Source organism: Streptomyces sp. NPDC001700 (assembly GCF_053596435.1).
Genome location: NZ_JBSFGE010000010.1, coordinates 1 through 23,478 on the forward strand (window position 1 = coordinate 1; position 23,478 = coordinate 23,478).

At 70.3% G+C, this 23,478-nt stretch carries 16 protein-coding genes; 7 read left to right on the plus strand and 9 right to left on the minus strand.

Annotated features, from left to right (window positions below):
• The 9 genes from ACWC5C_RS19970 to ACWC5C_RS20010 form a co-directional block, all read right to left on the minus strand.
• The coding region (locus ACWC5C_RS19970) for a putative T7SS-secreted protein (protein ID WP_450876984.1) at positions 1-3,866 on the minus strand (3,866 nt) is incomplete at its 3' end.
• A complete protein-coding gene (locus ACWC5C_RS19975; RefSeq protein WP_450876986.1) occupies positions 3,866-4,465 on the minus strand; it encodes a hypothetical protein in 600 nt (199 codons plus the stop codon). The genes ACWC5C_RS19970 and ACWC5C_RS19975, both read right to left, overlap by 1 nt.
• Positions 4,466-4,581: 116 nt before the next feature.
• Positions 4,582-5,247, minus strand: coding sequence for a LutC/YkgG family protein (locus tag ACWC5C_RS19980; RefSeq protein WP_450876988.1), 666 nt, complete (start codon positions 5,245-5,247; stop codon positions 4,582-4,584).
• Positions 5,244-6,719 (minus strand): lactate utilization protein B, encoded by a 1,476-nt coding sequence (locus tag ACWC5C_RS19985; RefSeq protein WP_450877347.1) that lies wholly within the window; start codon positions 6,717-6,719, stop codon positions 5,244-5,246. Before ACWC5C_RS19985 ends, ACWC5C_RS19980 begins: the two co-directional genes overlap by 4 nt.
• Positions 6,720-6,760: 41 nt before the next feature.
• The gene (locus tag ACWC5C_RS19990) at positions 6,761-7,513 is read right to left on the minus strand and encodes a (Fe-S)-binding protein (RefSeq protein ID WP_450876990.1); all 753 of its coding nucleotides are present in this window, start codon (positions 7,511-7,513) and stop codon (positions 6,761-6,763) included.
• Positions 7,504-9,036, minus strand: a complete 1,533-nt coding sequence (locus ACWC5C_RS19995; protein WP_450876992.1) for a rhamnulokinase — start codon at positions 9,034-9,036, stop codon at positions 7,504-7,506. The genes ACWC5C_RS19990 and ACWC5C_RS19995 overlap by 10 nt, the downstream gene beginning before the upstream one ends.
• 207 nt (positions 9,037-9,243) lie before the next feature.
• Positions 9,244-11,283 (minus strand): bifunctional aldolase/short-chain dehydrogenase, encoded by a 2,040-nt coding sequence (locus ACWC5C_RS20000; RefSeq protein WP_450876994.1) that lies wholly within the window; start codon positions 11,281-11,283, stop codon positions 9,244-9,246.
• 158 nt (positions 11,284-11,441) lie between these two features.
• Positions 11,442-12,602 carry an L-rhamnose isomerase gene (gene rhaI / locus ACWC5C_RS20005; RefSeq protein WP_450876996.1) on the minus strand — a complete coding sequence of 387 codons (1,161 nt, stop codon included), beginning with the start codon at positions 12,600-12,602 and terminating at the stop codon, positions 11,442-11,444.
• A 33-nt stretch (positions 12,603-12,635) separates the two neighbouring features.
• Entirely contained in the window at positions 12,636-15,842 is a 3,207-nt protein-coding gene (locus tag ACWC5C_RS20010; RefSeq protein ID WP_450876998.1) for an alpha-L-rhamnosidase, read from the minus strand.
• A gap of 261 nt (positions 15,843-16,103) precedes the next feature.
• Between ACWC5C_RS20010 and ACWC5C_RS20015 the strand changes: the two genes are divergently transcribed.
• Genes ACWC5C_RS20015 through ACWC5C_RS20045 form a run of 7 tightly spaced genes read left to right on the plus strand, consistent with a single transcriptional unit; the run spans position 16,104 to position 23,474 of the window.
• On the plus strand, positions 16,104-17,552 hold the full coding sequence (locus ACWC5C_RS20015) for a sugar ABC transporter ATP-binding protein (RefSeq protein ID WP_450877349.1): 1,449 nt from the start codon (positions 16,104-16,106) through the stop codon (positions 17,550-17,552).
• Entirely contained in the window at positions 17,549-18,580 is a 1,032-nt protein-coding gene (locus ACWC5C_RS20020) for an ABC transporter permease (protein ID WP_450877000.1), read from the plus strand. The genes ACWC5C_RS20015 and ACWC5C_RS20020 overlap by 4 nt, the downstream gene beginning before the upstream one ends.
• Positions 18,577-19,530 carry an ABC transporter permease gene (locus ACWC5C_RS20025; RefSeq protein ID WP_450877002.1) on the plus strand — a complete coding sequence of 318 codons (954 nt, stop codon included), beginning with the start codon at positions 18,577-18,579 and terminating at the stop codon, positions 19,528-19,530. Before ACWC5C_RS20020 ends, ACWC5C_RS20025 begins: the two co-directional genes overlap by 4 nt.
• 37 nt (positions 19,531-19,567) lie before the next feature.
• Complete coding sequence (gene rhaS, locus ACWC5C_RS20030) at positions 19,568-20,656, plus strand: rhamnose ABC transporter substrate-binding protein (protein WP_450877004.1); 1,089 nt, start codon at positions 19,568-19,570, stop codon at positions 20,654-20,656.
• Positions 20,657-20,671: 15 nt separating this feature from the next.
• On the plus strand, positions 20,672-20,992 hold the full coding sequence (locus ACWC5C_RS20035; protein WP_450877006.1) for an L-rhamnose mutarotase: 321 nt from the start codon (positions 20,672-20,674) through the stop codon (positions 20,990-20,992).
• A 22-nt stretch (positions 20,993-21,014) separates the two neighbouring features.
• The gene (locus ACWC5C_RS20040; protein ID WP_450877008.1) at positions 21,015-22,430 is read left to right on the plus strand and encodes a BNR repeat-containing protein; all 1,416 of its coding nucleotides are present in this window, start codon (positions 21,015-21,017) and stop codon (positions 22,428-22,430) included.
• 9 nt (positions 22,431-22,439) lie between these two features.
• Complete coding sequence (locus tag ACWC5C_RS20045) at positions 22,440-23,474, plus strand: LacI family DNA-binding transcriptional regulator (protein ID WP_450877010.1); 1,035 nt, start codon at positions 22,440-22,442, stop codon at positions 23,472-23,474.
• The last annotated feature ends 4 nt before the right edge of the window (positions 23,475-23,478 follow it).

Genomic DNA, 23,478 nt, shown 5'->3' on the forward strand with positions numbered 1-23,478 from the left:
GTGGGGCCGTCCCAGGTGAAGTCTGTTTGCTCCAGGACGGTTTCGCCGTCGGCGGCGAGGCGTTGTTTTGTGGTGCGGCGGCCGAAGGGGTCGTATTGGTAGCGCCAGAGGGTTCCGTCTGGGGTGGTGACGGTGGTGAGGCGGTCTTCGGTGTCCCAGGTGTAGTGCCAGGTGTCGGGCTTCTTGGAGAGGCGGGTCTTCTGGCGGAGGGTGAGGCGGCCCGCTTCGTCGTGTTCGTAGCGGATGGTGCCCGCGCGGGTGATGCGGGTGCCGGTGTAGGTGCGTTCGCCGGTGGCTTCCTGGGGGGCACCCTTGGTGGGCCAGGTTGCTTGGGTTTGGTTGCCTGCTTCGTCGTAGGCGTACGTCTCGGTCCAGCCGGAGGCGCGGACCGTTGTCACGCGGCCTGCCGCGTCCAGGTCGAAGGTGCTCGGGCCGTTCAGGCGGTCGTTCACGGCGGTGACGTTGCCGTCTGCGCGGTAGGTGTAGGCCCGGTGCTGGATGGGGGACGCGTCGGATCCCCCGGCAAGGGACTGGGTGGTCAGGCGGCCCAGGGGGTCCCAGGTGTTGGTGAGGGTGAGCGCGTCGCCGATGTGGCGGGTTGTTTCGCGGCCTGCCTCGTCGTGTTCGGAGGCGAGGGTGTGGCCACCTGCGGTCAGGGCTGTGCGGTTGCCTGCCGCGTCGTAGGCGTACGTGGTGATCGCGCCGCTTGGCGTGACGCGGCGGGTGCGGCGGCCCAGGGGGTCGTACGAGTGGGCCAGTACGCGGCCGTTGACCATCTCCGACTTGATTCGGCCCAGGCGGTCGTGTTGGTAGACCACCTCGGTGTCGGGGCCGACCGCCGAGGTTAGGCGGCCTGCTGGGTCGTAGGTGAGGGTCGTCACCTGGTCTGCGGCGGTCTTGCGGGTGATCTGGCCGAGTGCGTCGTGGTCGTATGTGACGGACTCGCCCAGGGGGTTGGTGCGGCGGATCAGTTGGGCGGCTGCGTCGTGTTCGTATGTGACGGTGCGGTTGTCGAAGTCCGTCTCTGAGGTCAGGCGGCCAGCGGGGTCGTACTCGTAGGACCAGGTCAGGCCCTGGGGGTTCGTGACCTGGGTGAGGCGCAGGGACGCGTCGTGCTCGAATTCGTAGCGGACGCCGTCCGGGCCGGTGCGGGCCGCGAGCAGGTCGAAGTGGGTGTACTCGAAAACGGAGGTCGCGCCGATGGCGTCGGTGTGGGTGGTGCAGTTGCCTTCGCCGTCGTACGTCCAGGTCTCCGTGGAGCCGTCCGGGGCGGTGCGGCGGATGAGCTTGCCTTCCACCGTCCAGGTCAGATGGGTGGTGGCGCCGACCGCGTCGGTGATGGTCACCGGGCGGCCGAAGGCGTCGCGTTCGTAGCGGGCCACCGCGCCCAGGGGGTCGGTGATCTTTACGGGGAGGCCCGCCTTGTCGCAGCCGACCTGGGTCGTTTCGCCCAGCGCGTTGGTGACGGAGGAGAGGTGGCCGTACGCGTCGTAGGCGTAGCGCGTGGTGTGGCCCGCCGCGTCGGTGGACGAGGTACGGCGGCCCGCCTCGTCGTACGTCTGGGTCCAGGTGGCGCCGTCCGGGCCCGTGACGGACGTCGGCTGGCCGAGGTCGTTGTAGGAGGCTGAGGACTCGCTGCCGTCGGGGGCGGTGATCCGGGTGAGGTGGCCTGCCTCGTCGTAGACGAATGCCACGGTGCGGCCCAGCGCGTCCGTGCGGGACAGGACGCGGTCGTGGCGGTCGTATTCGGTGCGGGTGGTGTGGCCCAGGGGGCTGGTCTCGGCGACAACCTTCCCCGCGTCGTTGATGAAGTAGCGAGTGGTGTGGCCCTCGGGCGTGGTCACCCTCGTGACGCGGTGGCCGGTCGCCTGGTCGACCTCGTCGTACGAGATGTGGATGGAGACGTGTCCCGCCTCGCCGCCCTCGGCGATACAGCGGTCCTGGTTGTCGTAGACGTAGTCGTACCGGCGGTCGTTGGTGTCGATCCACGCTATGACGCGGCGTTCTTCGTCGTACTCGAAGCGCAGGGGGAGTTCGCTGGAGTTGATGACTTCGGTGAGGTTGCCGTCCGTGTACGCGTAGCGCATCAGCTCCTGGTCGCCGCCGTCCTCCGCCGCGCCCGCCAAGTGGAGCGCGGTGATGCGGCCCTCGGCGGTGCGGAGCTTCAGCTCGTATCCGGCGCTGTGAGCGATGCCGGTCGGGGTGCCCTCGGTGTCGTACTCGAAGGTGATCCAGTGGCCGGAGCGATCGGATATCTGCTCCAGCGGCGCGATCCCGTCGCCACCGGGGTCCACGTCCCGTGGACCGTTGAAGTGGCGGACCCGGCCGGTGGTGGGGTCAGTGAGGGTGTAGTCGCCGTGGGGGTCGCGTTCGAGGGGCCAGCGGGGGCCTGCCTCCGGGAGGGTCGGGAGGTCGGGTGCGGGGTGCGGGTAGGACAGCAGCAGTCCGTCGTCGCTGATGAAGACGACACCTTGAGCGTCGATCTCCAGCCGCTGGTCCGCCGTGCTTGTCCAGGAAGGCCCGAACCAGCGCCCCGCCGTGTAGCCGGATTCCACCCGGCGCGTGAACACCAAGGGCAGGGCGCCGGGCAGGGAGACATCGGTCTGCGGCAGGAACATCTTCCCCGTGGCGAGGTCGATCGGGTCCGTACCGTCACATGTCTTTTCGCCGTCTTTGTGCCCGTGGCCGTGCGGCCCCTCGCTGTTCAGCGTGTCGCGCGCTTTGCCCTTCGGGAGACCCCCGTGCTTGCCGAGGCTGGCCCCCTTGCGGGCGGCGCCGAGGCCCTTGGTGCCGAAGAGTTCGGGGAGGAGCCGTCCCGTGCCTTCGGCGGGGTCCTTGGCGAACCCGTCGATCATGCCCTTGAAGGCCTTGCCTGGGTTGCTGGCCACCGTGTGGAGTTGTGCCGCGGCCTTGTTCAGGTTCGTGTAGTACTCGGCAGGGTGGGTGAGGTTGTACGGATCCCACACGTTCAGTGCCCGCGCTTGGCCGAAGAGCCCGGCGGTGCCTTTGAGGGCGCCGCCGGTGAAATGCATCGAGTCCAGCTGCAGCCCCTCGAGCCCGTCGCCGACCTGTTTGCCGTACGACGGCTTCGGCGGGGCCGAGTCCTTGGCCTGCTGGACCGCCTTGCGCGCCGCGATGACCGCCTCGTCCCGCTGGCGCCGCGCCTCGTCCAGCTTCTCCTGCGCGGCCTTCGCCTTGGCCGTGCCGGGGTCGTGGAACTCGCCCGGCTTGGTGGGTTTGGCGCCCGGGTCCTTTCCGGACTCCGCCTTCGTGTTGTACGCCTCGGCGGCCGTGTTGTACGCGTCCACCTTGGTGTTGTGCGCGGAGCGGGCCTCTTCGGAGGCGGTCTTGGCCTCCTTGTACGCGTCGATCGCGTCCTGTGCCTGGCCCTGCGCCCATTCCACGGTTCCGGCGAAGTCCTCCAGCGCCCCGGCGGCCTTCTTGCACGCGTCCGCCGCCTTGAACCACTCCTTCGGCTTGACCGACACCTCCTGCCGGAAAGCGTTGGCGGCCTCGCCCTTCCAGTGGGAGGAGTCCAGGGCCTTCAGGCCGTTGCCGACCTTCTCGAACGCCGACTGGAAATCCGTGAGGTGCTTCACCGTGGAGCGGATTTTGTTCACGCTGCCGTAGACCAGCTTCTTGGGGTCCTCGGTCTCCCCGAGCTGCATCTCGGCGACGTCCGCGCCCAGGTAGTTCGCGGCGGAACGGGACGTGTCGCGGACCGCGTCCGCGCCGCTCTCCCAGCCGACCTTGTCCAGGCCGTCCGCTGTCTTGTTGCCCGCCCATTCGACGCCGTCGCCGACCAGCTCACCGCCCTTCTCGACGGTGTCGTCCAGCCAGTCGGGCGTCAGGTCACCGATACCCATCAGCGGTCACCCTTCTCCGTCGCCTGCTGGGCGAGCTGTTCGCTGGCGTGCTGAAGGCCGGGTGCCTTCTGGGACGTCTCTTCGCCGGTGGCCTCCCAGATTTTGTTGACGTCGGCCTGGCTCTTCTCGAAGGACTCTTTGCTGTAGTCAGGGTCGTAGGTGTCGGAGGAGAACAGTCCTCCCCGCCCTCCCCAGTCCTTCTTGACGACTTCCTCCTCGCTCAGGTGCGGATTGCCCGCGATCGCGTTCGCGGTGACCTTGAACGTCCCCTGGGCGTACTGCTCCTGCTCCCACTGCGAGCCGGCCGCCAGTCCCACCTTCTCCGCGAGCTTGCTCGCGTCCTCGATCAGGCCGCGCACACCCCAGTCCCACAGCTCGCAGAACTCCTCGAAATCCTTGGCCAGGCCGTTGTGTCCGGCCTCCATGGACGTCATCGACAGATCATCGAACCCGGCACCCATCTCCGCGCCCGACGCGGAGCCGACGTCCCGCAGTTCATCGATCGCCCCGCGCAGCCCCTTGACGATCAGCGCCTGCGAATCCTCGTCCAGAGCCAGGTCCGCGTTGCCACCCTTGGCGCCGCCCTCGCCACCGCTCACCGTTCGCCCTCCCCGTTCGACACAGCCCCCATCCAACCAGCACCGTACGACACTCGGTCACCGCGAGCGACGAAGGGTAGGCGGTGTGTTCGATTGTGGAGCCGGGTCTCCGGGGCTCAGTCCGCTACGAGGACGACTTCCAGGGTGCGGGGGCCGTGGACGCCCTCCACGCGGTCCAGCTCGATGTCGCTCGTCGCAGACGGGCCCGAGATCCAGGTCAACGGGCGGGCCGGGTCGAGGAGTTCGAGGGCCTGCGGGACCGAGTCCACGACCTGGGACGGGACGCGGATCACGCAGATGTGGTGGTCGGGGACGAGGGAGATGCGGCGGCGGCCCTGGTCGGTGTCGGCGTCCAGGACGATGGTGCCGGTCTCGGCGATGGCCACCGCGCAGGCGGTGACCACACTGGACACGTCGTCCAGGTCGTGGGGCGTCTGGTCGGGGGAGTCCGTCAGCCGTACGGCGTCGGTGGCGGACAGCCACTCGGCGGGCAGGCCGGACGGGGCGACCACGCTCGTGGCGCCGCGTGCGGTGAGCAAGCCCGCGATCACACCGGGCAGGGCGGAGGCCGTGGTGCGGTGGACGATCGCGCGGTAGTCGGCCAGGTGCTCCGCGAGCAGGTCGACGGTCTCGGCGGTGGTGCGGTCGCCGTGGACGCGGTGGTACGTACGGTCGACCGCCACCTCGCGCGGTGTCTCGGCGCGCGGGATGTCGGCCAGGGCGCGGCGGATACGGGCCATCACCAGGGCGCGGGAGCCGGAGGGACCGGATGGGGTGCTCATGGGGTTTTCCTCGCGTCGTGGTCGGCCTGAGTGGCGCCCCGCGTCCGTTGCCACCAGTCGCGGAACGACTCCGCCGGTACCTTCGGCACCTCCCGGGTGTCGCTCCACGCCCGCCCCGGCCCTGGCAGGCGGCGCGGGTGGAAGCGGCGGGTGCGGGCGGCCAGGCGCTGGCCGGTGCGCAGCACCCCGGGGTGGTCCAGGGCCCAGCGCGCGGCCCGCATGGCGGCGCGTTCCGCGGCGTGGCCCTTGGCGGGCTTGATGACCGTACGGGTGCCACGGACGGAGGCGGGGCCGCCCTCGACCACCCGCTCGCGCAGGTGCACCAGGATCTCGGGGATGTCGATGGCCACCGGGCACACCTCGTAGCACGCGCCGCACAGCGAGGACGCGTACGGGAGCGAGGCGTCCAACTCGCTCTGCGTACCGCGCAGTTGCGGGGTCAGGATGGCGCCGATCGGGCCCGGGTACGCCGAGCCGTACGCGTGGCCGCCAGCCCGCTCGTACACCGGGCACACGTTGAGACACGCCGAACAGCGGATGCAGCGCAGCGCCTGGCGGCCCACGGTGTCCGCGAGGGTGTCGGTGCGGCCGTTGTCCAGCAGGACGAGGTGGAAGGTGCGCGGGCCGTCGCCGTCCGTGGTGCCGGTCCAGGTGGAGGTGTACGGGTTCATCCGCTCGGCGGTCGAGGAGCGGGGGAGGAGCTGGAGGAAGACCTCCAGGTCCTGGAAGGTGGGCACCACCTTCTCGATGCCGACGACGGAGATCAGCGTCTCCGGGAGCGTCAGACACATCCGGCCGTTGCCCTCGGACTCGACCACCACCAGGGTGCCGGTCTCCGCGATCATGAAGTTGGCGCCGGAGATGCCCACCTTGGCGTTCAGGAACTTCTCGCGGAGGTGGAGACGGGCGGCCTCCGCCAGGTCGGCGGGCGCGTCGGTCAGCCCCTCCGGGGCCGGGCGGCCCCACCCCGCCATCCGCTCCGTGAAGATGTCGCGGATCTCGCCGCGGTTGCGGTGGATCGCCGGGACCAGGATGTGGGACGGGAGGTCGTCGCCGAGCTGCACGATCAGCTCGGCGAGGTCGGTTTCGTACGCTGTGATCCCGGCGGTGGCGAGGGCGTTGTTGAGGCCGATCTCCTGCGTGGCCATCGACTTGACCTTGACGACCTCGCGCTCGCCCGTGGCCCGCACCAGCTCAGTGACGATCCGGTTCGCCTCCTCCGCGTCCGCCGCCCAGTGCACCTGGCCCCCGGCCGCCGTGACCGCGCTCTCCAGCTGCTCCAGATAGTGGTCGAGGTGGCGCAGCGTACGGTCCTTGATGGCCGCGCCCGCGGCGCGCAGCCCCTGCCAGTCGTCCAGCTCGGACACGGCCGTGGCGCGCTTCGCGCGGATGGTGTGGGTGGCGTGGCGCAGATTGGCGCGCAGCTGGGTGTCGCGGGTGGAGGCGTCGGCCGCCGCCGGGAAGGCGGGCATGCCCAGGTAGGTGGCTTGGTGGGTGGCTTGGTGGGTACCGCTCACCAGACATCTCCTTCCGTGCTGGCCAGGATCTCCGCGATGTGCACCGGGCGGACCGCCGAACCCTGGCGGGCGAGCGTGCCGCCGATGTGCATCTGGCAGGAATTGTCGACCGTGCAGATCGCCTCGGCGCCGGTCGCCGTGATGTTGCGCGCCTTGTCCGCGCCCATCGCCGCCGACACGGCCGCGTTCTTGACCGCGAACGTGCCGCCGAAACCGCAGCACTCCTCCGCTCCCGGCAGCTCCACCAGGTCCAGCCCCTTGACGGCGGTGAGGAGCGCGCGCGGGCGGTCGCCCAGGTGGAGCATGCGCAGACCGTGGCAGGTGGGGTGGTACGTCACGGTGTGCGGGTAGTACGCGCCCACGTCCGTCACCTTCAGGACGTTGGTCAGGAACTCGGTCAGCTCAAGGGTTTTCGGGACGACGGTCGCCGCGAGGTCCGAGAGTTCGTGGCCACGGCCCTCGGCGGCGGCCTTCGCGCCCATCCTCGGGTAGTTGTCGCGCACCATCGCTGCGCACGATCCGGAGGGCGTGACGATGTAGTCGTAGTCCCGGAAGGCGGTGGCGTAGCGGCGGAGGAGGGGTTCCGTCTCGTGGCGGTAGCCCGTATTGAACTGCGGCTGGCCGCAGCAGCTCTGCTCGGGTGGGAAGCCGACCTCGACGCCTAGGCGTTCCAGGAGGGTGACCACGGCCTGGCCGGTGCGCGGATAGAGCGTGTCGTTGACGCAGGTGATGAAGAGCGCTACCCGCACGGTTCCTCCTCGGCCGCCTTGGCCTCCTGGGTCGCGGTGACCTGTGTGCTGTCCAGGCGGGATGCTGCCCTGTCCCACGCCGAATGATCACCTGTGGGCTCATACTGCCTCAGCGGCTGGGTGCTGTGAAGGAGCGCGCGGAGTTCCGGCAGCCCGCCGCTGATCGTTCCGGCCGTGCGCGCCTGGATCAGGACGTTTCCGAGGGCTGCTGCCTCGGCCGGGCCCGCGACGACCGGGAGGCCGCAGGCGTCGGCGGTGAGCTGGCAGAGGAGTGTGTTGTGCGCGCCACCGCCCACGATGTGCACGGTGTCGACCGTACGGCCCGACAGGCGCATGGCGTCCTCGATCGCGCGGCGGTGTGCCAGGGCGAGGGAGTCCAGGATGCAGCGGGTCGTCTCGGCGGGGGTACGGGGTGCGGGCTGGCCGGTGCGGTGGCAGGCGGCGGCGATGCGGTCGGGCATGTCGCCCGGGGCGATGAACGCGGGGTCGCCCGCGTCCACGACGGAGCGGAGCGGGGTGGCGTGGGTTGCTGCCTTGAGGAGAGTGGGGAGGTGGTGTTCTTGGTTGGTGTTCTGCCAGGTGCGCAGGGACTCCTGGAGCATCCACAGGCCCATGATGTTGCGCAGATAGCGCACCGTGCCGTCCACGCCCAGCTCATTGGTGAAGTTCGCCAGCCTGCTCGCCTCGGTGAGGACCGGCGCGTCCAGCTCCAGCCCGGCCAGCGACCAGGTGCCGGTGGCGATGTACGCGAAGCGGGGGGTGGTGGCGGGGACGCCGACTACGGCGGAGGCGGTGTCGTGCGAGCCGACCGCCGTTACGGGGGTGGGGTGGGGGAGGCCGGTTTCGGCGAGGACGTGCGGGAGGAGGGTTCCGGCGGGGGTGCCGGGGTTCCGGAGGGGTGGGAAGAGGGACAGATCGATGTTGAGGGTGTCTGCGATGTGGCGGGACCAGGTGCGGGTGCGGGGGTCTATGAGCTGGGTGGTGGAGGCGTTCGTCAGCTCCGTGCCCGCCTCGCCCGTCAGCCAGTACGAGATGAGGTCGGGGATCAGGAGCAGGCGGTGGGCGGCGGCCAGGGCGGGGGTGCCCTCGGCGGCGATGAGCTGGTAGATCGTGTTGAAGGGGAGGTGCTGGAGGCCGGTGGCGGCGTAGAGATCGCTCGGCGGGAGCGTTGTTGCCACCTTCTCGGATGCGCCGGTGGTGCGGGTGTCGCGGTAGTGGACTGGGGTGGCGAGGAGCGCGCCGGTGGTGTCCAGGAGGCCGTAGTCGACGGCCCAGGTGTCGATGCCGATGCTGGTCAGGGGGGTGGTGGTTGCGGTTGCGGTTGTTGCTTTGAGGCCGTTCAGGACGCCCTGGTAGAGGGACAGGATGTTCCAGTGCAGGGTGCCGTTGAGGCGCACTGGGTCGTTGGGAAAGCGGTGCACCTCGTGGAGCGTCAGCGTGTCCGGCGTGACGTGGCCGACCATGACGCGGCCGCTGGACGCGCCGAGGTCTACGGCGGCGAAGCGGTGTTCTGTTGGGGGCACCTTGACCTCGTGGTGGGTGGGGTGGGTTCTTGGTTGCGGTGGTTCGGTACGGGGCGGGTGCCGGGGCCTGCGGGGCAGGGCCCTGGACTCATATATTTTTGGCGCCGGTGCTCGGAAACGTGGGGTGGGCCGGAAGTCCACGGCGCCACAAATACACGTCGTCGTCCAGGGCCCTACCCCTCCGACCCCGTCCCCCTCACGCGCGCGTCAGCGCAGGAACGCCGCCGCGACCCCCGCGTCCACCGGGATGTGCAGGCCCGTGGTGTGGGACAGGTCGCCGCCGGTGAGCGCGAAGACCGCGTTCGCCACGTGGGACGGGAGCACCTCGCGCTTGAGCAGGGTGCGCTGGGCGTAGAACTCGCCCAGCTTCTCCTCGGGTACGCCGTACACGGCGGCTCGCTGGGCGCCCCAGCCGCCCGCGAAGATGCCGCTGCCCTGGACCACGCCGTCGGGGTTCACTCCGTTGACGCGGATGCCGTGCTCTCCTAGTTCGGCCGCCAGGAGGCGTACTTGGTGTGCCTGGTCGGCCTTGGTGGCGGAGTAGGCGATGTTGTTCGGGCCCGCGAAGACGGAGTTCTTGGAGGCGATGTAGACGATGTCGCCCCCCATGTTCTGGGCGATGAACACGCGGGCCGCCTCGCGGGAGGCGAGGAAGGAGCCCCGGGCCATGATGTCGTGCTGGAGGTCCCAGTCCTTGGTTGTTGTTTCCAGGAGTGGTTTGGAGATGCTGATCCCGGCGTTGTTGATGAGGAGGTCTACGCCGCCGAAGGCCAGGGCTGCGGTGGTGAAGGCTTCCTTGATCTGGTCTTCGGATGTGACGTCCGTTGTGATGGGGATTGCTTTGTCCGGGCCGCCCAGTTCTTGGGCTACGGCTGCCGCTGAATCGGCGTTCAGGTCGGCTACGACGACGCAGGCGCCCTCGGCCACTAGGCGGTGGGCGATCGCTTTGCCGATGCCCGAGCCCGCGCCGGTGACCAGGGCGATGCGGGTGGCTAGGGGCTTGGGCTTGGGCATGCGCTGGAGCTTGGCCTCTTCTAGTGCCCAGTACTCGATGCGGAACTTTTCGGATTCTTGGATGGGGGCGTAGGAGGAGACTGCCTCGGCGCCTCGCATCACGTTGATCGCGTTGACGTAGAACTCGCCCGCGACCCGGGCCGTCTGCTTGTCCTTGCCGTAGCTGAACATGCCTACCCCGGGGATCAGCACGATCGCCGGGTCCGCGCCGCGCATCGCCGGGGAGTCGGGGGTGGCGTGGCGGTCGTAGTAGGCCGCGTAGTCGGTGCGGTAGGTGGTGTGGAGTTCCTTGAGGCGAGTGATTGTCTCGTCTAGGGGGGTCGTTGGGGGGAGGTCCAGGACCAGGGGGCGGACCTTCGTACGGAGGAAGTGGTCCGGGCAGGACGTGCCGAGTGCGGCCAGGCGGGGGTGTTCCGCGCGGGAGACGAAGTCCAGGACGGTGTCGCTGTCCGTGAAGTGGCCCACCTGCGGGCGGTCCGTGGAGGCCAGGCCACGGATCACGGGGGCGAGGGCGGCGGCGCGGGCGCGGCGCTCGGTTGGGGGGAGGGTGGTGTGGATGGTGGGGCCGAAGGGGTCCGTCTTGCCGCGTTCGGTGAGGAACTTCTCGGCGGTGCGGATGATGCGCAGGGAGTTGGCTTCGCATTCGGTGGAGGTGTCGCCCCAGGCGGTGATGCCGTGGCCGCCGAGGATGCAGCCGATGGCCTGGGGGTTGGCCTTCTTGATGGCGGCGATGTCCAGGCCCAGTTGGAAGCCGGGACGGCGCCAGGGCACCCAGACCACCTGGTTGCCGAAGCACTCCTTGGTGAGCGCTTCGCCGTCGGCGGCGCAGGCCAGGGCGATGCCGGAGTCGGGGTGGAGGTGGTCCACGTGGGCGGCGTCGACCAGGCCGTGCATGGCGGTGTCGATGGACGGCGCCGCGCCGCCCTTGCCGTGGAGGCAGTAGTCGAACGCGGTGACCATCTCGTCCTCGCGCTCGACGCCCGGGTAGACGCCGGTGAGGGCGCGCAGGCGGTCCAGGCGGAGGGCGGCCAAGCCGGAATGGGTGAGGGTGCCCAGGTCGCCGCCGGAGCCCTTGACCCACATCAGCTCGACGTCCTGGCCGGTGACGGGGTCGGTGTCGGTGCCCTTGGCGGAGGTGTTGCCGCCCGCGTAGTTGGTGTTGCGCGGATCGGCACCGAGGCGGTGGCTCCGCTCCAGCAGCGCGGCCGCGGTGGGGTGGAGTTCTGCGGTCATGTCGTCCTCTGTGGGTGGGGTGGGCCTGTCTGTCTCAGTGGGTTTCCAGCTCCCAGCCCCTCCGGCGTTTGAGGAGCGGGGTCCGGGGGCTTGCCCCGCCACGCGGCGGAGCCGCGTATCAGATGCTGCGGGAAGTGGCGGGGTGCGCGCCGCAGGCGCTACGCGCCCCAGCCCGCCTGTTCGCCGCCCACGCGCTCCGCGACGATCCGGTCCGCCCAGCCGGACGCCCGGTACGCGGCCATCGGGTCGGGGCCGATGCCCAGCTCCTCGCGGACCTCGGCGAGGAGGGGGCGTACGTCGGTGTTGTACGCGTCCATCAGGACCGCGTTGGCGCCGAGGACGTCGCCCGAGCGCTGGACGGCGGCGAGGGCGTCGCGGTCGACCAGGAGGGCCTTGGCGGTGGCCTCCTGGACGTTCATCACCGAGCGGATGATGGCCGGGATCTTGGGCTCGATGTTGTGGCACTGGTCGAGCATGAAGGCGATGTCGGAGGTGAGCCCGCCGCCCCGGATGACCTCGTACATGATGCGGAAGAGCTGGAAGGGGTCGGCGGCGCCGACCATGAGGTCGTCGTCGGCGTAGAAGCGGGAGTTGAAGTCGAAGGCGCCGAGCTTCCCCTCGCGCAGGAGGAGGGCGACGATGAACTCGATGTTGGTGCCGGGGGCGTGGTGGCCGGTGTCGACGCAGACCTGGGCCCTGGGGCCGAGCTTCAGGCAGTGGGCGTACGCGGTGCCCCAGTCCGGGACGTCCGTGGTGTAGAAGGCGGGCTCGAAGAACTTGTACTCCAGCAGCATGCGCTGGTCGTCGCCGAGGCGGTCGTAGACGGTGCGCAGGGCCTCGGCGAGGCGGTCCTGGCGGGCGGCGATGTCGTCCTGGCCGGGGTAGTTGGTGCCGTCCGAGAACCAGAGCTTGAGGTCGCGGGAGCCGGTGGCGTCCATGATGTCGACGCATTCCAGGAGGTGGTCCACGGCCTTGCGGCGGACCGCCGGGTCGGGGTGGGTGACCGAGCCGAGCTTGTAGTCGTCGTCCTGGAAGACGTTGGAGTTGATCGCGCCCAGCCCGAGGCCGCGTTCCTCGGCGTACTTGGCGAGGGCCGCGTAGTCGTCGGTCTTGTCCCAGGGGATGTGCAGGGCGACGGTGGGGGCGACGCCGGTGAAGGCGTGCACCTGGGCGGCGTCGTCCAGCTTCTCCTGGGGGGTGCGGGGGACACCGGGCTGGGCGAAGACCTTGAAGCGGGTGCCGGAGTTGCCGTACGCCCATGACGGCGTCTCGATCGCCTGGCTCTTGAGTGCTGCCTTCACGGCCGGAACGTCAGTCATGGGTCTCCTTGGAAGTGAAACGATTCAAGAAAGCTAAGCGCGCTGGTCGGCGCGCGTCAAGAAGTGGTACGAGCCCGAGCCCGCGGCGTACACCGCGCAGCCGTCGGCCAGCCGCAGGAAGCGGGCGCCCCGCTGGGTCACGTCGGTTTCGCGGCGGGCGGGTACCCAGATCTCGGCGGTGGTGTTGACCGGTATGGAGACGGAGAGCGTGAACTCGCCGTTTTGCTGTGACCAGCGGGTGGTGATCGGCCCGTAGAGGGAGTCGTGGCGGCCCTCGGCGGAGCGCACCTCGCCGCCGGGGCGGGGCCGGATCAGAATGCGGCGGAAGCCGGGGGCGTCGGGGGTGATGCCGGTGATGTTCTGGTACATCCACTCGCCGACCGAGCCGTAGGCGTAGTGGTTGAAGGAGTTCATCCCGACGTCCTCGAAGCCGCCGTCCGGCTTGATGGAGTCCCAGTGTTCCCACATCGTGGTCGCGCCCCGGTCGATCTGGTAGCCCCAGGAGGGGAAGGTGCGCTGCTGGAGGAGGCGGTGGGCCAGGTCGGTGTGGCCGGTCGCGGTGAGGGTCGGGAGCAGCCGCGGGGTGCCGAGGAAGCCGGTGGACAGGTGCCCGTCGCGGGCCTCGATCAGGGCGACGAGGCGGTCGGCCGCGGGGCGGCGCAGGGTGGCGGGCAGCAGGTCCATGGAGAGGGCGAGGACGTACGCGGTCTGGGTGTCGCCCTTGACCTTGCCGTCGGCGGAGACGTACGCGGTGGTGAACGCGGTCTTGATGCGGGCCAGCAGGTCGTTGTAGGGGGTGGCGTTCTCGCCGAGGGCCTGTGCTGTGCGGGCTACGAGGTCGGTGGCGTGGGCGAAGTAGGCCGTGCCGATGACGTCCTTGGGGGTCTCGGCGTCGACATTGAGCCAGTCGCCGTAGCCCTCGGCGGGGCGCAGGAGATCGGTGCTGTGCTTCTCCAGGTAGGTGATCCAGCGTTGCATGGCGGGCCAGTTCTCGCGCAGGACCCGGGTGTCGCCGTACGCCTGGTACAGGTTCCAGGGGACGGTCACCCCGGCGTCGCCCCAGCCCGCGGTGCCGCTGCCGAGGCCGCTGACGACCGGGGCCACGTCGGGGAAGGCGCCGTCCGCGCTCTGTCCGTCGCGCAGGTCCTGGAGCCACTTGGTGAGAAAGCGGGCCGACTCCATGGTGTACGCGGCCGTGCCGGAGAAGACGTTGATGTCCCCGGTCCAGCCGAGCCGTTCGTCGCGGGCCGGGGTGTCGGTGGGGACGGAGAGGAAGTTGCCGCGCTGGCCCCAGGTGATGTTGGAGTGCAGTTGGTTCAGCATCGGCACGTCGGTGCGGAAGGACATGGTGAACGGGGCGGCGGTGTGCATGACCCGGCCGGTGACCGCGTCGAGCGGTGGTGTGCCGGGGTAGCCCGTGACTTCGACGTAGCGGAAGCCGTGGAAGGTGAAGCGCGGTGCGTAGGTTTCGCGACCGCGGCCCTTCAGGGTGTACGTGTCGACGGGGTGGGCGGTGCGCAGATTGGCGGTGTACGCGGTGCCGTCGGGGTTCAGCACCTCCGCGTGGCGGATCCGGACCGTGTGACCGGCCGGTCCCGAGACGGTGAGGCGGACGCTGCCGACCATGTTCTGGCCGAGGTCGAAGAGGTGGACGCCGGGGGCGGGTTCGGTGCGTTTGACGGGTTTCAGCTCGCGTTCCACCCGGGTCGGCGCGTCGACCTGGGCCACCACTTCGGTGGTGATGTCGGCGGCGGTGGTGGCGGGCCGCCATCCGGTGTCGTCGAAGCCCGGTGAGGTCCAGCCCGGGGTCTCCTGGCGGGCGTCGTACGCCTCGCCCATCAGCGGGTCGGCGGTCAGCAGCGGGCCGGTGGCGGCGCGCCACTCGGGGTCGGTGGTGACGCGCTCGGTGCTGCCGTCGGTGTACGTGACCTCCAGTTGGGCGAGCAGCGCGGGGTGGGTGCCGTACTGGTGCTGGCCGAGCCAGGCGACGTTTCCGGCGTACCAGCCGGGGGCGAGGGTCACGCCGATGGCGTTGGTCCCGTGGCGGAGGGCGTCGGTGACGTCGTACGTCTGGTACTGCACGCGTTTGCGGTAGTCGGTCCAGCCTGGGGTCAGCTGGTCGTGGCCGACGCGGACGCCGTTGAGGTGAGCCTCGTAGAGGCCGAGCGCCGTGGCGTACAGCCGGGCGCGGGCGACGGGCTTCCGGGCGAGCCGGAAGGTGCGGCGCAGCTGGGCGGGCGACTGCTGTGGCAGCACCCTTCCCCATGGTCCGCCGCCCCAGGGGGCGAGTTCTTTGGCGGTGGTCCAGTCGCTGTCGTCGTGGCCGGGGGAGGTCCAGGTGGCGGGTGGGCGCTGGTCGGTGGTGCGCCAGGTGCGGTCCGTGTGGTGGTGGGTGGTGCCGTCCTCGGTGGTGAGTTCGAGGGTGGCCAGCAGACCGGCCGGGCCCTGCTCGGCGTTGGTGGCCGCGATGGCGAGGGTGGCCGAGCCCCGGCGCAGGTGCTCGGTGACGTCGACGGTGACCGGGTGGGCCCACGCCTTGGCCACGCCCAGCGCCTCGCGGGCGGCGACCTCGGCGCCGTCCACGTGGGCGGTGAAGCCGTCGTCGGCCGCCACGATCAGGCGGGCGCGCCGGACGGTGCCGGTGGCCGGGATGGTGGTGCGGAACCAGAGGGTGGCCGCCGGGGCGTCGGTGGCCGGATCGCCTTCGGGGAACCAGATCCAGGTGGCGCCGTCCAGTCGCGGGGGCGCGGTCAGTTCGGTGGGCGCGGTGATCCAGCGCGCCTGCCACTGCCCGGCGCCGAGCAGCCCGGTCTCCCACCAGTCGGCGGCGGACCACGGGGAGGGGCGGCCGCGGTCGTCCCAGACGCGTACGGACCAGTGGTAGCGGGTGCGCGGGCGCAGGGCCGGGCCGTCGTAGGGGACCAGGACCGATTGGCGCGATGTCCGCTTGCCGCTGTCCCAGACGTCGGGGGAGTTGAGTCTGTCCGGGGAGGTGGCGACCCGGACGCGGTAGGCGCTCTGCGACTGGTCGCGCGCGTCGGATGCGAGGATCCAGCTCAGCCGGGGGTGGGGGGTGTCCAGGCCGAGCGGGTGGGTGGCGTACTCGACCGTGGTGCTCCTGATGTGCAGTCCGGCGGTGGGGCGGTCCTTGGCGGCGGCGGACGGGGTGAGTGCGGGCAGACCCGTGAGGGCCGTACCGGTGGCAGCGGTGGTGGCGAGCAGGTGGCGTCTGCTGATCACGAGCTTCCTCCAGGGACGGCTGGATGAAAACGATTCAATCGCACAGGCGCCTGGACCGTAGGGCCGGTGGCCGGGGTGCGTCAAGTGGTCGCGCGGGTAGGGGATTTACCTGCCGCGCACCCTCTTGACGGGTCCATGGCGCGGGGCTAGCTTCCCGGAATCCGCTTTGAAACATTTCATTCTGGAGCCTCCGTGAGTCAGTCTGTTCCGGTCCTCGCCCTCAAGGGGGTGAATAAGTCCTTCGGCGCCGTACGGGCCCTCATGGACGTCTCGCTGGACCTCTTCGCCGGTGAGGCGCACGCCCTGGCGGGGGAGAACGGCGCGGGCAAGTCGACGCTCATCAAGGCGCTGGCCGGAGTGCACCGGCCGGACTCCGGTGAGGTGTTGCTGGACGGGCGGCCGGTGGTCTTCCACGGCCCCGCCGACGCCCGGGACGTGGGCATCGCCGTGATCTACCAGGAGCCGACGCTCTTCCCCGACCTGTCGATCGCCGAGAACATCTTCATGGGCCGCCAGCCCCGGCGGCCGCTGGGCCGGATCGACCACAAGGCGGTGCGCGCTTCGACGGCCGGGCTGATGGCGCGGCTCGGTGTCGACCTCGACCCGGACCGGCCCGCGCGCGGACTGTCCATCGCCGACCAGCAGATCGTCGAGATCGCCAAGGCGCTCTCCTTCGACGCCCGCGTACTGATCATGGACGAGCCGACGGCGGCGCTGACCGGCAGCGAGACCGCGCGGCTGTTCGCGGTGGTCGAGGCGCTGCGCGCGGAGGGCGCCGCGGTGCTGTTCATCTCGCACCGGCTGGAGGAGATCTTCGAGCTGTGCCAGCGGGTCACCACGCTGCGGGACGGGCGCTGGGTGGCGTCCGAGCCGCTGGCCGGGATCACGCAGGACGACCTCGTACGCCGCATGGTCGGCCGGGATCTGGAGGAGCTGTATCCCAAGCAGCCGACGCGGGTCGGCGAAACCGCGCTGTCGGTGCGCAGGCTGACCCGGGAGGGCGTCTTCCGGGATGTGTCGTTCGAGGTGCGGCGCGGGGAGATCGTCGCGCTCGCGGGGCTGGTCGGCGCGGGGCGCAGCGAGGTCGCGCAGGCCGTCTTCGGGGTGGACCGGGCGGACGCGGGCGAGGTGCGGGTGGGCGGCACGGTGCTGCGGCCCGGTTCGCCGACCGCCGCCATGGACGCGGGGCTCGCGCTCGTCCCCGAGGACCGGCGCCAGCGCGGCCTGGTCATGGAGATGTCCATCGAGCGCAACATCGGGCTGACCGGTCTGGACCGGCTGGGCCGGGCGGGGATGGTGAAGCGCGCGCTGGAGCGCGGTCGGGCGTCGGACTGGGCGGTACGGCTGCAGTTGAAGTACGGCAGCCTCGGCGACCGCGTCGGGGTGCTGTCCGGCGGCAACCAGCAGAAGGTCGTGCTCGCCAAGTGGCTGGCCACCGAACCGGCGGTGCTCATCGTGGACGAGCCGACGCGCGGCATCGACGTCGGGACGAAGGCCGAGGTGCACCGGCTGCTGTCGTCGCTGGCCGCGGACGGGCTCGCGGTGCTGATGATCTCCTCCGATCTGCCCGAGGTGCTCGGCATGGCGGACCGGGTGCTGGTGATGCACGAGGGACGGCTGGTCGCCGAGATCCCGCGCGCCGAGGCCACCGAGGAGTCGGTGATGGCCGCCGCGACGGGGCTGGCGGGCGAGGGGAGGGCCGTGGCATGACGGTCACGGTGGAGAAGCCCGTATCGGCGGACGAGGCGCGTTCGGCGCGTTCGCTCGTCGACGCCGTCTTCCGGGCGCGGGAGATCAGCATCGCGGGCGCGCTGGTGCTGCTGGTGCTGTTCACCTGGGTCGCCGAGCCCCGCTTCCTGAACGACCAGGGCGTCAAGGACCTGCTGCTGAACGCCGCGATCCTGGTGCTGCTCGCGGTCGGGCAGTCCGTCGTGGTGATCACTCGCAACATCGACCTGTCGGTGGGGTCCGTGGTGGGCCTGTCCGCCTTCGCCTGCGGGAAGTTCGTCTCGGGGACGGACCACGGGGTGCTGACGGTGCTGGTGCTCGGCGTCCTCGTCGGCGCGGCCTGCGGGGCCGTCAGCGGATCGCTCGTCAGCTTCGGCAAGGTGCCCGCGCTGGTGGTGACGCTCGGGATGCTCTACATCATCCAGGGCCTCGACTACTGGTGGGCGCAAGGAGAGCAGATCAGCGCCGCCGATGTGCCGCAGTCCGTGCTGGACCTGGGCAGCGGCAGCGTGCTGGGCGTCCCGTATCTGCCGCTGATCTCCCTAGCGGTGCTCGCCGGGACCGCGTACTTCCTGCGGACGTACCGCAGTGGCCGCGAGCTGTACGCCATCGGCTCCAGCCCCGAGGCCGCCCGGCTCGCCGGGGTGCCGATCCGGCGCCGGGTGCTCGGCGCGTACCTCTTCTCCGGCGCCGTCTCGGGCTTCGCGGGCGCGCTGTGGCTGGCCCGCTTCGGGACCGTCGTCGCGGACAACGCGCACGGCTGGGAGCTGACCGTGGTCAGCGCGGTGGTGGTCGGCGGTGTCGCCATCGTCGGCGGCACCGGGACCGTGTGGGGCGCGGCGCTGGGCGCGCTGCTGCTCACCACCATCGGCAGCGCGCTGGCCGTGCTGAAGGTCGACTCCTTCTGGGCGGACGCCATCGCGGGCGCGCTGCTGCTGGCCGCCATCAGCGTCGACCGGATCGTGAACGTGCGCATGACCCGTGCGCTGAGGAAGAGGAGCGCACGTTGAACAGGGCACTGCTGCGCTGGGACACCGCCGTCGGGGTGCTGCTGGTCGCGGTGTTCCTCACCGGGCTCGGTACGACGGACGGCTTCGCGAGCCGCGACAACCTCGCCTTCGCCTTCAACGACATCGCCGAGGTCGCGCTGATGGCGCTGCCGATGACGCTGCTGGTGGTGGCCGGGCAGGTCGATCTGTCGGTGGCCTCGATGCTGGGTCTGTCCAGCGCGCTGACCGGTCAACTGTGGGAGGCGGGCTGGGCGTTCGAGACCATCGTGCCGGTCGTGCTGCTGGTCGGCGTGGCGGGCGGGCTGCTCAACGGCTGGCTGGTCACCCGGGTGGGGCTGCCGTCGCTGGCCGTCACCATCGGCACGCTCGCGCTCTACCGGGGGCTGGCCTCGGTGGTGCTCGGCTCGAACGCCATCACCGACTTCCCGGAGACGTACGCGAAGTGGGCGGTCGACACCACCACCGTGCCCGGGACCTTCCTCACCTATCCGGTGGCGCTGTTCATCGTGCTGGCCGTCGTCGCCGCCGTGGTGCTGCACTCCACGGGCTTCGGCCGGTCGCTGTTCGCCATCGGCGCCCAGGAGGACGCCGCGTACTTCGCGGGCATCCGCGTCAAGCGGGTCAAGCTGCTGCTGTTCGTCGTGGCGGGGCTCATCTCCGCCTTCGCCGGGGTGGTGTTCACCCTGCGGTACGGGAGCGCCCGCGCGGACAACGGCCAGGGCTTCGAAATGCTGGTCATCGCCGCCGTCCTGCTGGGCGGCGTCGACTTCGACGGCGGCAAGGGCACCCTGTTCGGCGCGGTCGCCGGGGTGCTGCTCATCGGCGTCCTGAAGAACCTGCTGACGCTCAACGACGTGGCCAACGAGGTCCAGGTGATCGTCACCGGGCTGCTGCTGGTGGCGTCCGTCCTCACGCCCCGCATGGCCAAACGGCTGGCAGCTGACGGATGACAGATTTCAGATATTGATAGACGTGAAAGGTCCGCCCATGACCCAGCGCTCCTCCTCGCGGCGCCGCGCCGCCGCCACCGCCGCCGCGGTGTGCGCCCTCGCCGTCACCCTCGCCGCATGCGGCGGCACCACCAAGAAGGACACCGACAACAGCGGCAAGGCCAACACCGGGTCGGGGGCCAAGGCCAACCCCGACGCCCCGCTGAAGAAGGGGCTGAAGCTCGCCTTCCTGCCCAAGCAGATCAACAACCCGTACCTGAAGATCCTGGACACCTCCGGGATCGGCGCCGCCCGGGAGTTCGGCGGCAAGGGCAAGGAGGTCGGCCCGTCCGACGCCAGCGCCTCCTCCCAGGTGTCGTACATCAACAGCCTGGTCCAGCAGCGGCAGGACGCCATCCTCATCGCCGCCAACGACCCCAACGCGGTGTGCGGCCCGCTCAAGCAGGCCATGAAGAAGAACATCAAGGTCGTCGCGTACGACTCGGACACCGCCCCGGCCTGCCGCCAGCTGTTCATCAACCAGGCCAGCTCGGAGGAGATCGGCCGCAGCCAGGTCCAGCACCTGGCCAAGCAGCTCGATTACAAGGGCGAGATCGCGATCCTCTCGGCCACCCAGAACGCGACCAACCAGAACACCTGGATCGGGTTCATGAAGGACGAGCTGAAGAAGCCCGCCTACAAGAACATGAAGCTGGTCAAGACGGTGTACGGGGACGACGACGACCAGAAGTCGTTCCAGGAGACGCAGGGCCTGCTGAAGGCGTATCCGAAGCTGAAGGGCATCATCTCGCCCACCACGGTCGGCATCGCCGCGGCCGCCCGCTACATCAGCGACTCCTCGTACAAGGGGAAGGTCGTGCTGAACGGCCTCGGCACGCCCAACCAGATGCGCAAGTACGTCAAGGAGGGCACCGTCGAGCAGTTCGCGCTGTGGGACCCCAAGAAGCTGGGGTACCTGGGCTCGTACGCCGCCGCGGCGCTCGCCTCCGGGCAGATCACCGGGGCGGAGGGGGAGAAGTTCACGGCCGGGAAGCTCGGTGAGTACACGGTCGGCAAGAACGGCGAGGTCATCCTCGGCCCGCCCACCGTCTTCGACAAGTCCAACATCGACAAGTTCCACTTCTGAGGCGGGCGGTCCGCGATGCGGCGTGTGTGTTTTCTGCTGAAGGTCCGCCAGGAGCGGCTGGCCGAGTACCGCGAGCGGCACGAGGCCGTGTGGCCGGAGATGCTGGAGGCGCTGTCGGCCGCCGGATGGCACAACTACTCGCTCTTCCTGCGCGAGGACGGGCTGCTGGTCGGCTATCTGGAGACCGAGGACTTCGCGGCGGCGCAGGCCGCGATGGCCGCCACCGATGTGAACGCGCGGTGGCAGGCCCAAATGGCTGACTTTTTTGAGGAGTTGGACGGTGCCAAGCCGGATGAGGCCATGGCACCGCTCACCGAAGTGTTCCACCTTGCTTAGGACACGTAGGAGACACAGGAATATGAGACCCCTGCCCGTGGCTCTGCTTGCCGCAGCACTCCTCGCGGCCGCCACCCCGGCCGACGCGACCGGACGGGCCCCCGGCCCGGCGGTCAGCAAGGTGGCCGACACCCAGCTCGACCCCAAGGCCATCTACTTCGAGTCGTACAACGGCCTCGTCAACAACAACGCGTTCCAGAAGAACGGGCTGCTCACCTACAAGGGCTACCAGTACGCCGTCTGGTACACCGGCGACCGCAGCGCCGTCATCGGCCGTCGCGCGCTGGGCCGGGCGGACTGGCAGACCGCCCGGCTGCCGCACAAGCTCACCGCCGACGACTCCCACAATGTGATCTCCATGGGGATCTCGCGCCTCGACGGCCGACTGCACCTCAACATGGACTCGCACAGCAGCGGCTTCTTCTACGTGAAGTCGGTGGCCGGGCTGCTGGACAACCCCGCCGGACAGCCCTGGAGCAGTGACCGGTTCGGCGCCGTGCAGACCACGCTGGACGGGCTCGCGCTCACCTCCCAGTTCACGTATCCGCAGTTCGTGGCCACCCCCGAGGGCCGCCTCCAGCTCAGCTACCGGGTCGGCGTCTCCGGCAACGGCCGCAACGCGCTGGCCGAGTACGACGGCACCAAGTGGACCGCGCTCGGCGAATGGTCCGCCTCCACCGGTACGTACACCAGCGAGCACGGCTCCAGCACCGCCCGCAACATGTATCTGCACGGCATCGACTACGGCGCCGACGGCCGTCTCCACGCCTTCTACACGTGGCGCGAGCAGAACAACGCCGTGATGTGCGATGCCGGTGGCCTCACCAACCACGACACCGGCTACGTCTACAGCACCGACCGAGGCCGCACCTGGCGCAACGCGGCGGGCACGGTCGTCGGCACCACCGGCGGCGCCGACAAGGTGGCCGTGAACGACACCGGCACCGTCGTCGATCCGCTGAACCCCGACCACTCGCTGATGAACCAGGAGAGCCAGGCCACCGACTCCGCCGGGCGCCCGCACGCCGTCATCAGCTACGTCCCCGGCCGCTTCGGCCAGTGCACCACCGACTATGTGGCCGACCGCACCGCCAACGGCCGCGCCTTCCACCTCTTCAAGAACGCCTCGGGCGCCTGGAAGAAGACCGAGATCCCGGTGGCGCTGAACTCCAGCCAGCGCACCCACCTGGCCTTCGACAAGCACGACAACGCCTACGCCGTCATGCCGTACGGACGCGTCGTCGCCGCGTCCAGCGCGTCCGGCTACACCGACTGGAAGACGCTCTTCGACGGCAGCGGGCTGAACGCCTTCGGCGAGGTCGTCGTGGACGACACCCGCCTCGCCCAGGACGGTGTGCTCTCGTTCATGTACCAGCGGAAGTCCAGTGGCACCACGCCCTCGGCCCTCCGTGTCATCGACTTCCAACTACCGGGCTAGGGAGGTGACTTGAGGGCCCGTGGCGTGGGCATCAAGGAGGTGGCGAAGGAGGCCGGGGTCTCGGTCGGCACGGTCTCCAACGTCATCAACCGCCCCGATGCGGTGTCCGAGCGGACCCGGGCCCGGGTGCTGTCCACCATCGAGCGGCTGGGGTACGTCCGCAGCGAGTCCGCGCGCCAGCTGCGCGCGGGCCACAGCCGCATCGTCGGACTGCTGGTGCTCGACATGGCGAACCCCTTCTTCGTGGACGTGGCGGGCGGCGCCGAGCGCGCGGCGCGCGAGGCGGGCCTCGGGGTGATGGTGTGCAACAGCGCCCAGAGCCCCCAGGAGGAGGCCGACTACCTGGGGCTCTTCACGGAGCAGCGGGTACGTGGCGTCCTCGTCACCCCCGCCGACGCCACCGGGCGCAACCTGGAGTCGTTCCGGCGGCACGGCATCCCGTTCGTCTACGTCGACCGCGAAGTGCCCAGCGCCGAGGGCTGCTCGGTGTCGGTGGACGACATCGAGGGCGGCGCGCTCGCCGCCCGCCACCTCCTCGACCAGGGGCACCGCGCCCTCGCGTACGTCAGCGGCCCGATGCACCTCGCCCAGTGCCGCGACCGCCGCACCGGCGCGCTGAACGCCCTGCGCGAGGAGGGCGTCGGCGAGGCCGCGCTGCGCCATGTGGAGGTGGAGCGGCTGGACGTGGCGGGCGGCCGGGACGCGGGGGCGCGGCTGCTGGGCATGTCGCCGTGTCCGACGGCGGTGTTCTGCGCGAACGACCTGCTGGCGCTGGGGGTGTTGCAGGCGCTGTACGCGGCGGGGGTGTCCGTCCCCGGCGAGGTGGCGCTCGTGGGGTACGACGACATCGAGTTCGCGGCGGCCGCGGCGGTGCCCCTGACCTCGGTGCGCCGCCCCGCGTTCCGGATGGGACGTACGGCGGCCGAGCTGCTCATCGACGAGACGGGGGAGGCGGCCGACGCCCACCGCCACCGGCGGATCGTGCTGCGCCCCGAACTCGTCGTCCGCGGATCCAGCCTGGCCCGAACCGTTCACGGCAGGTGACCGT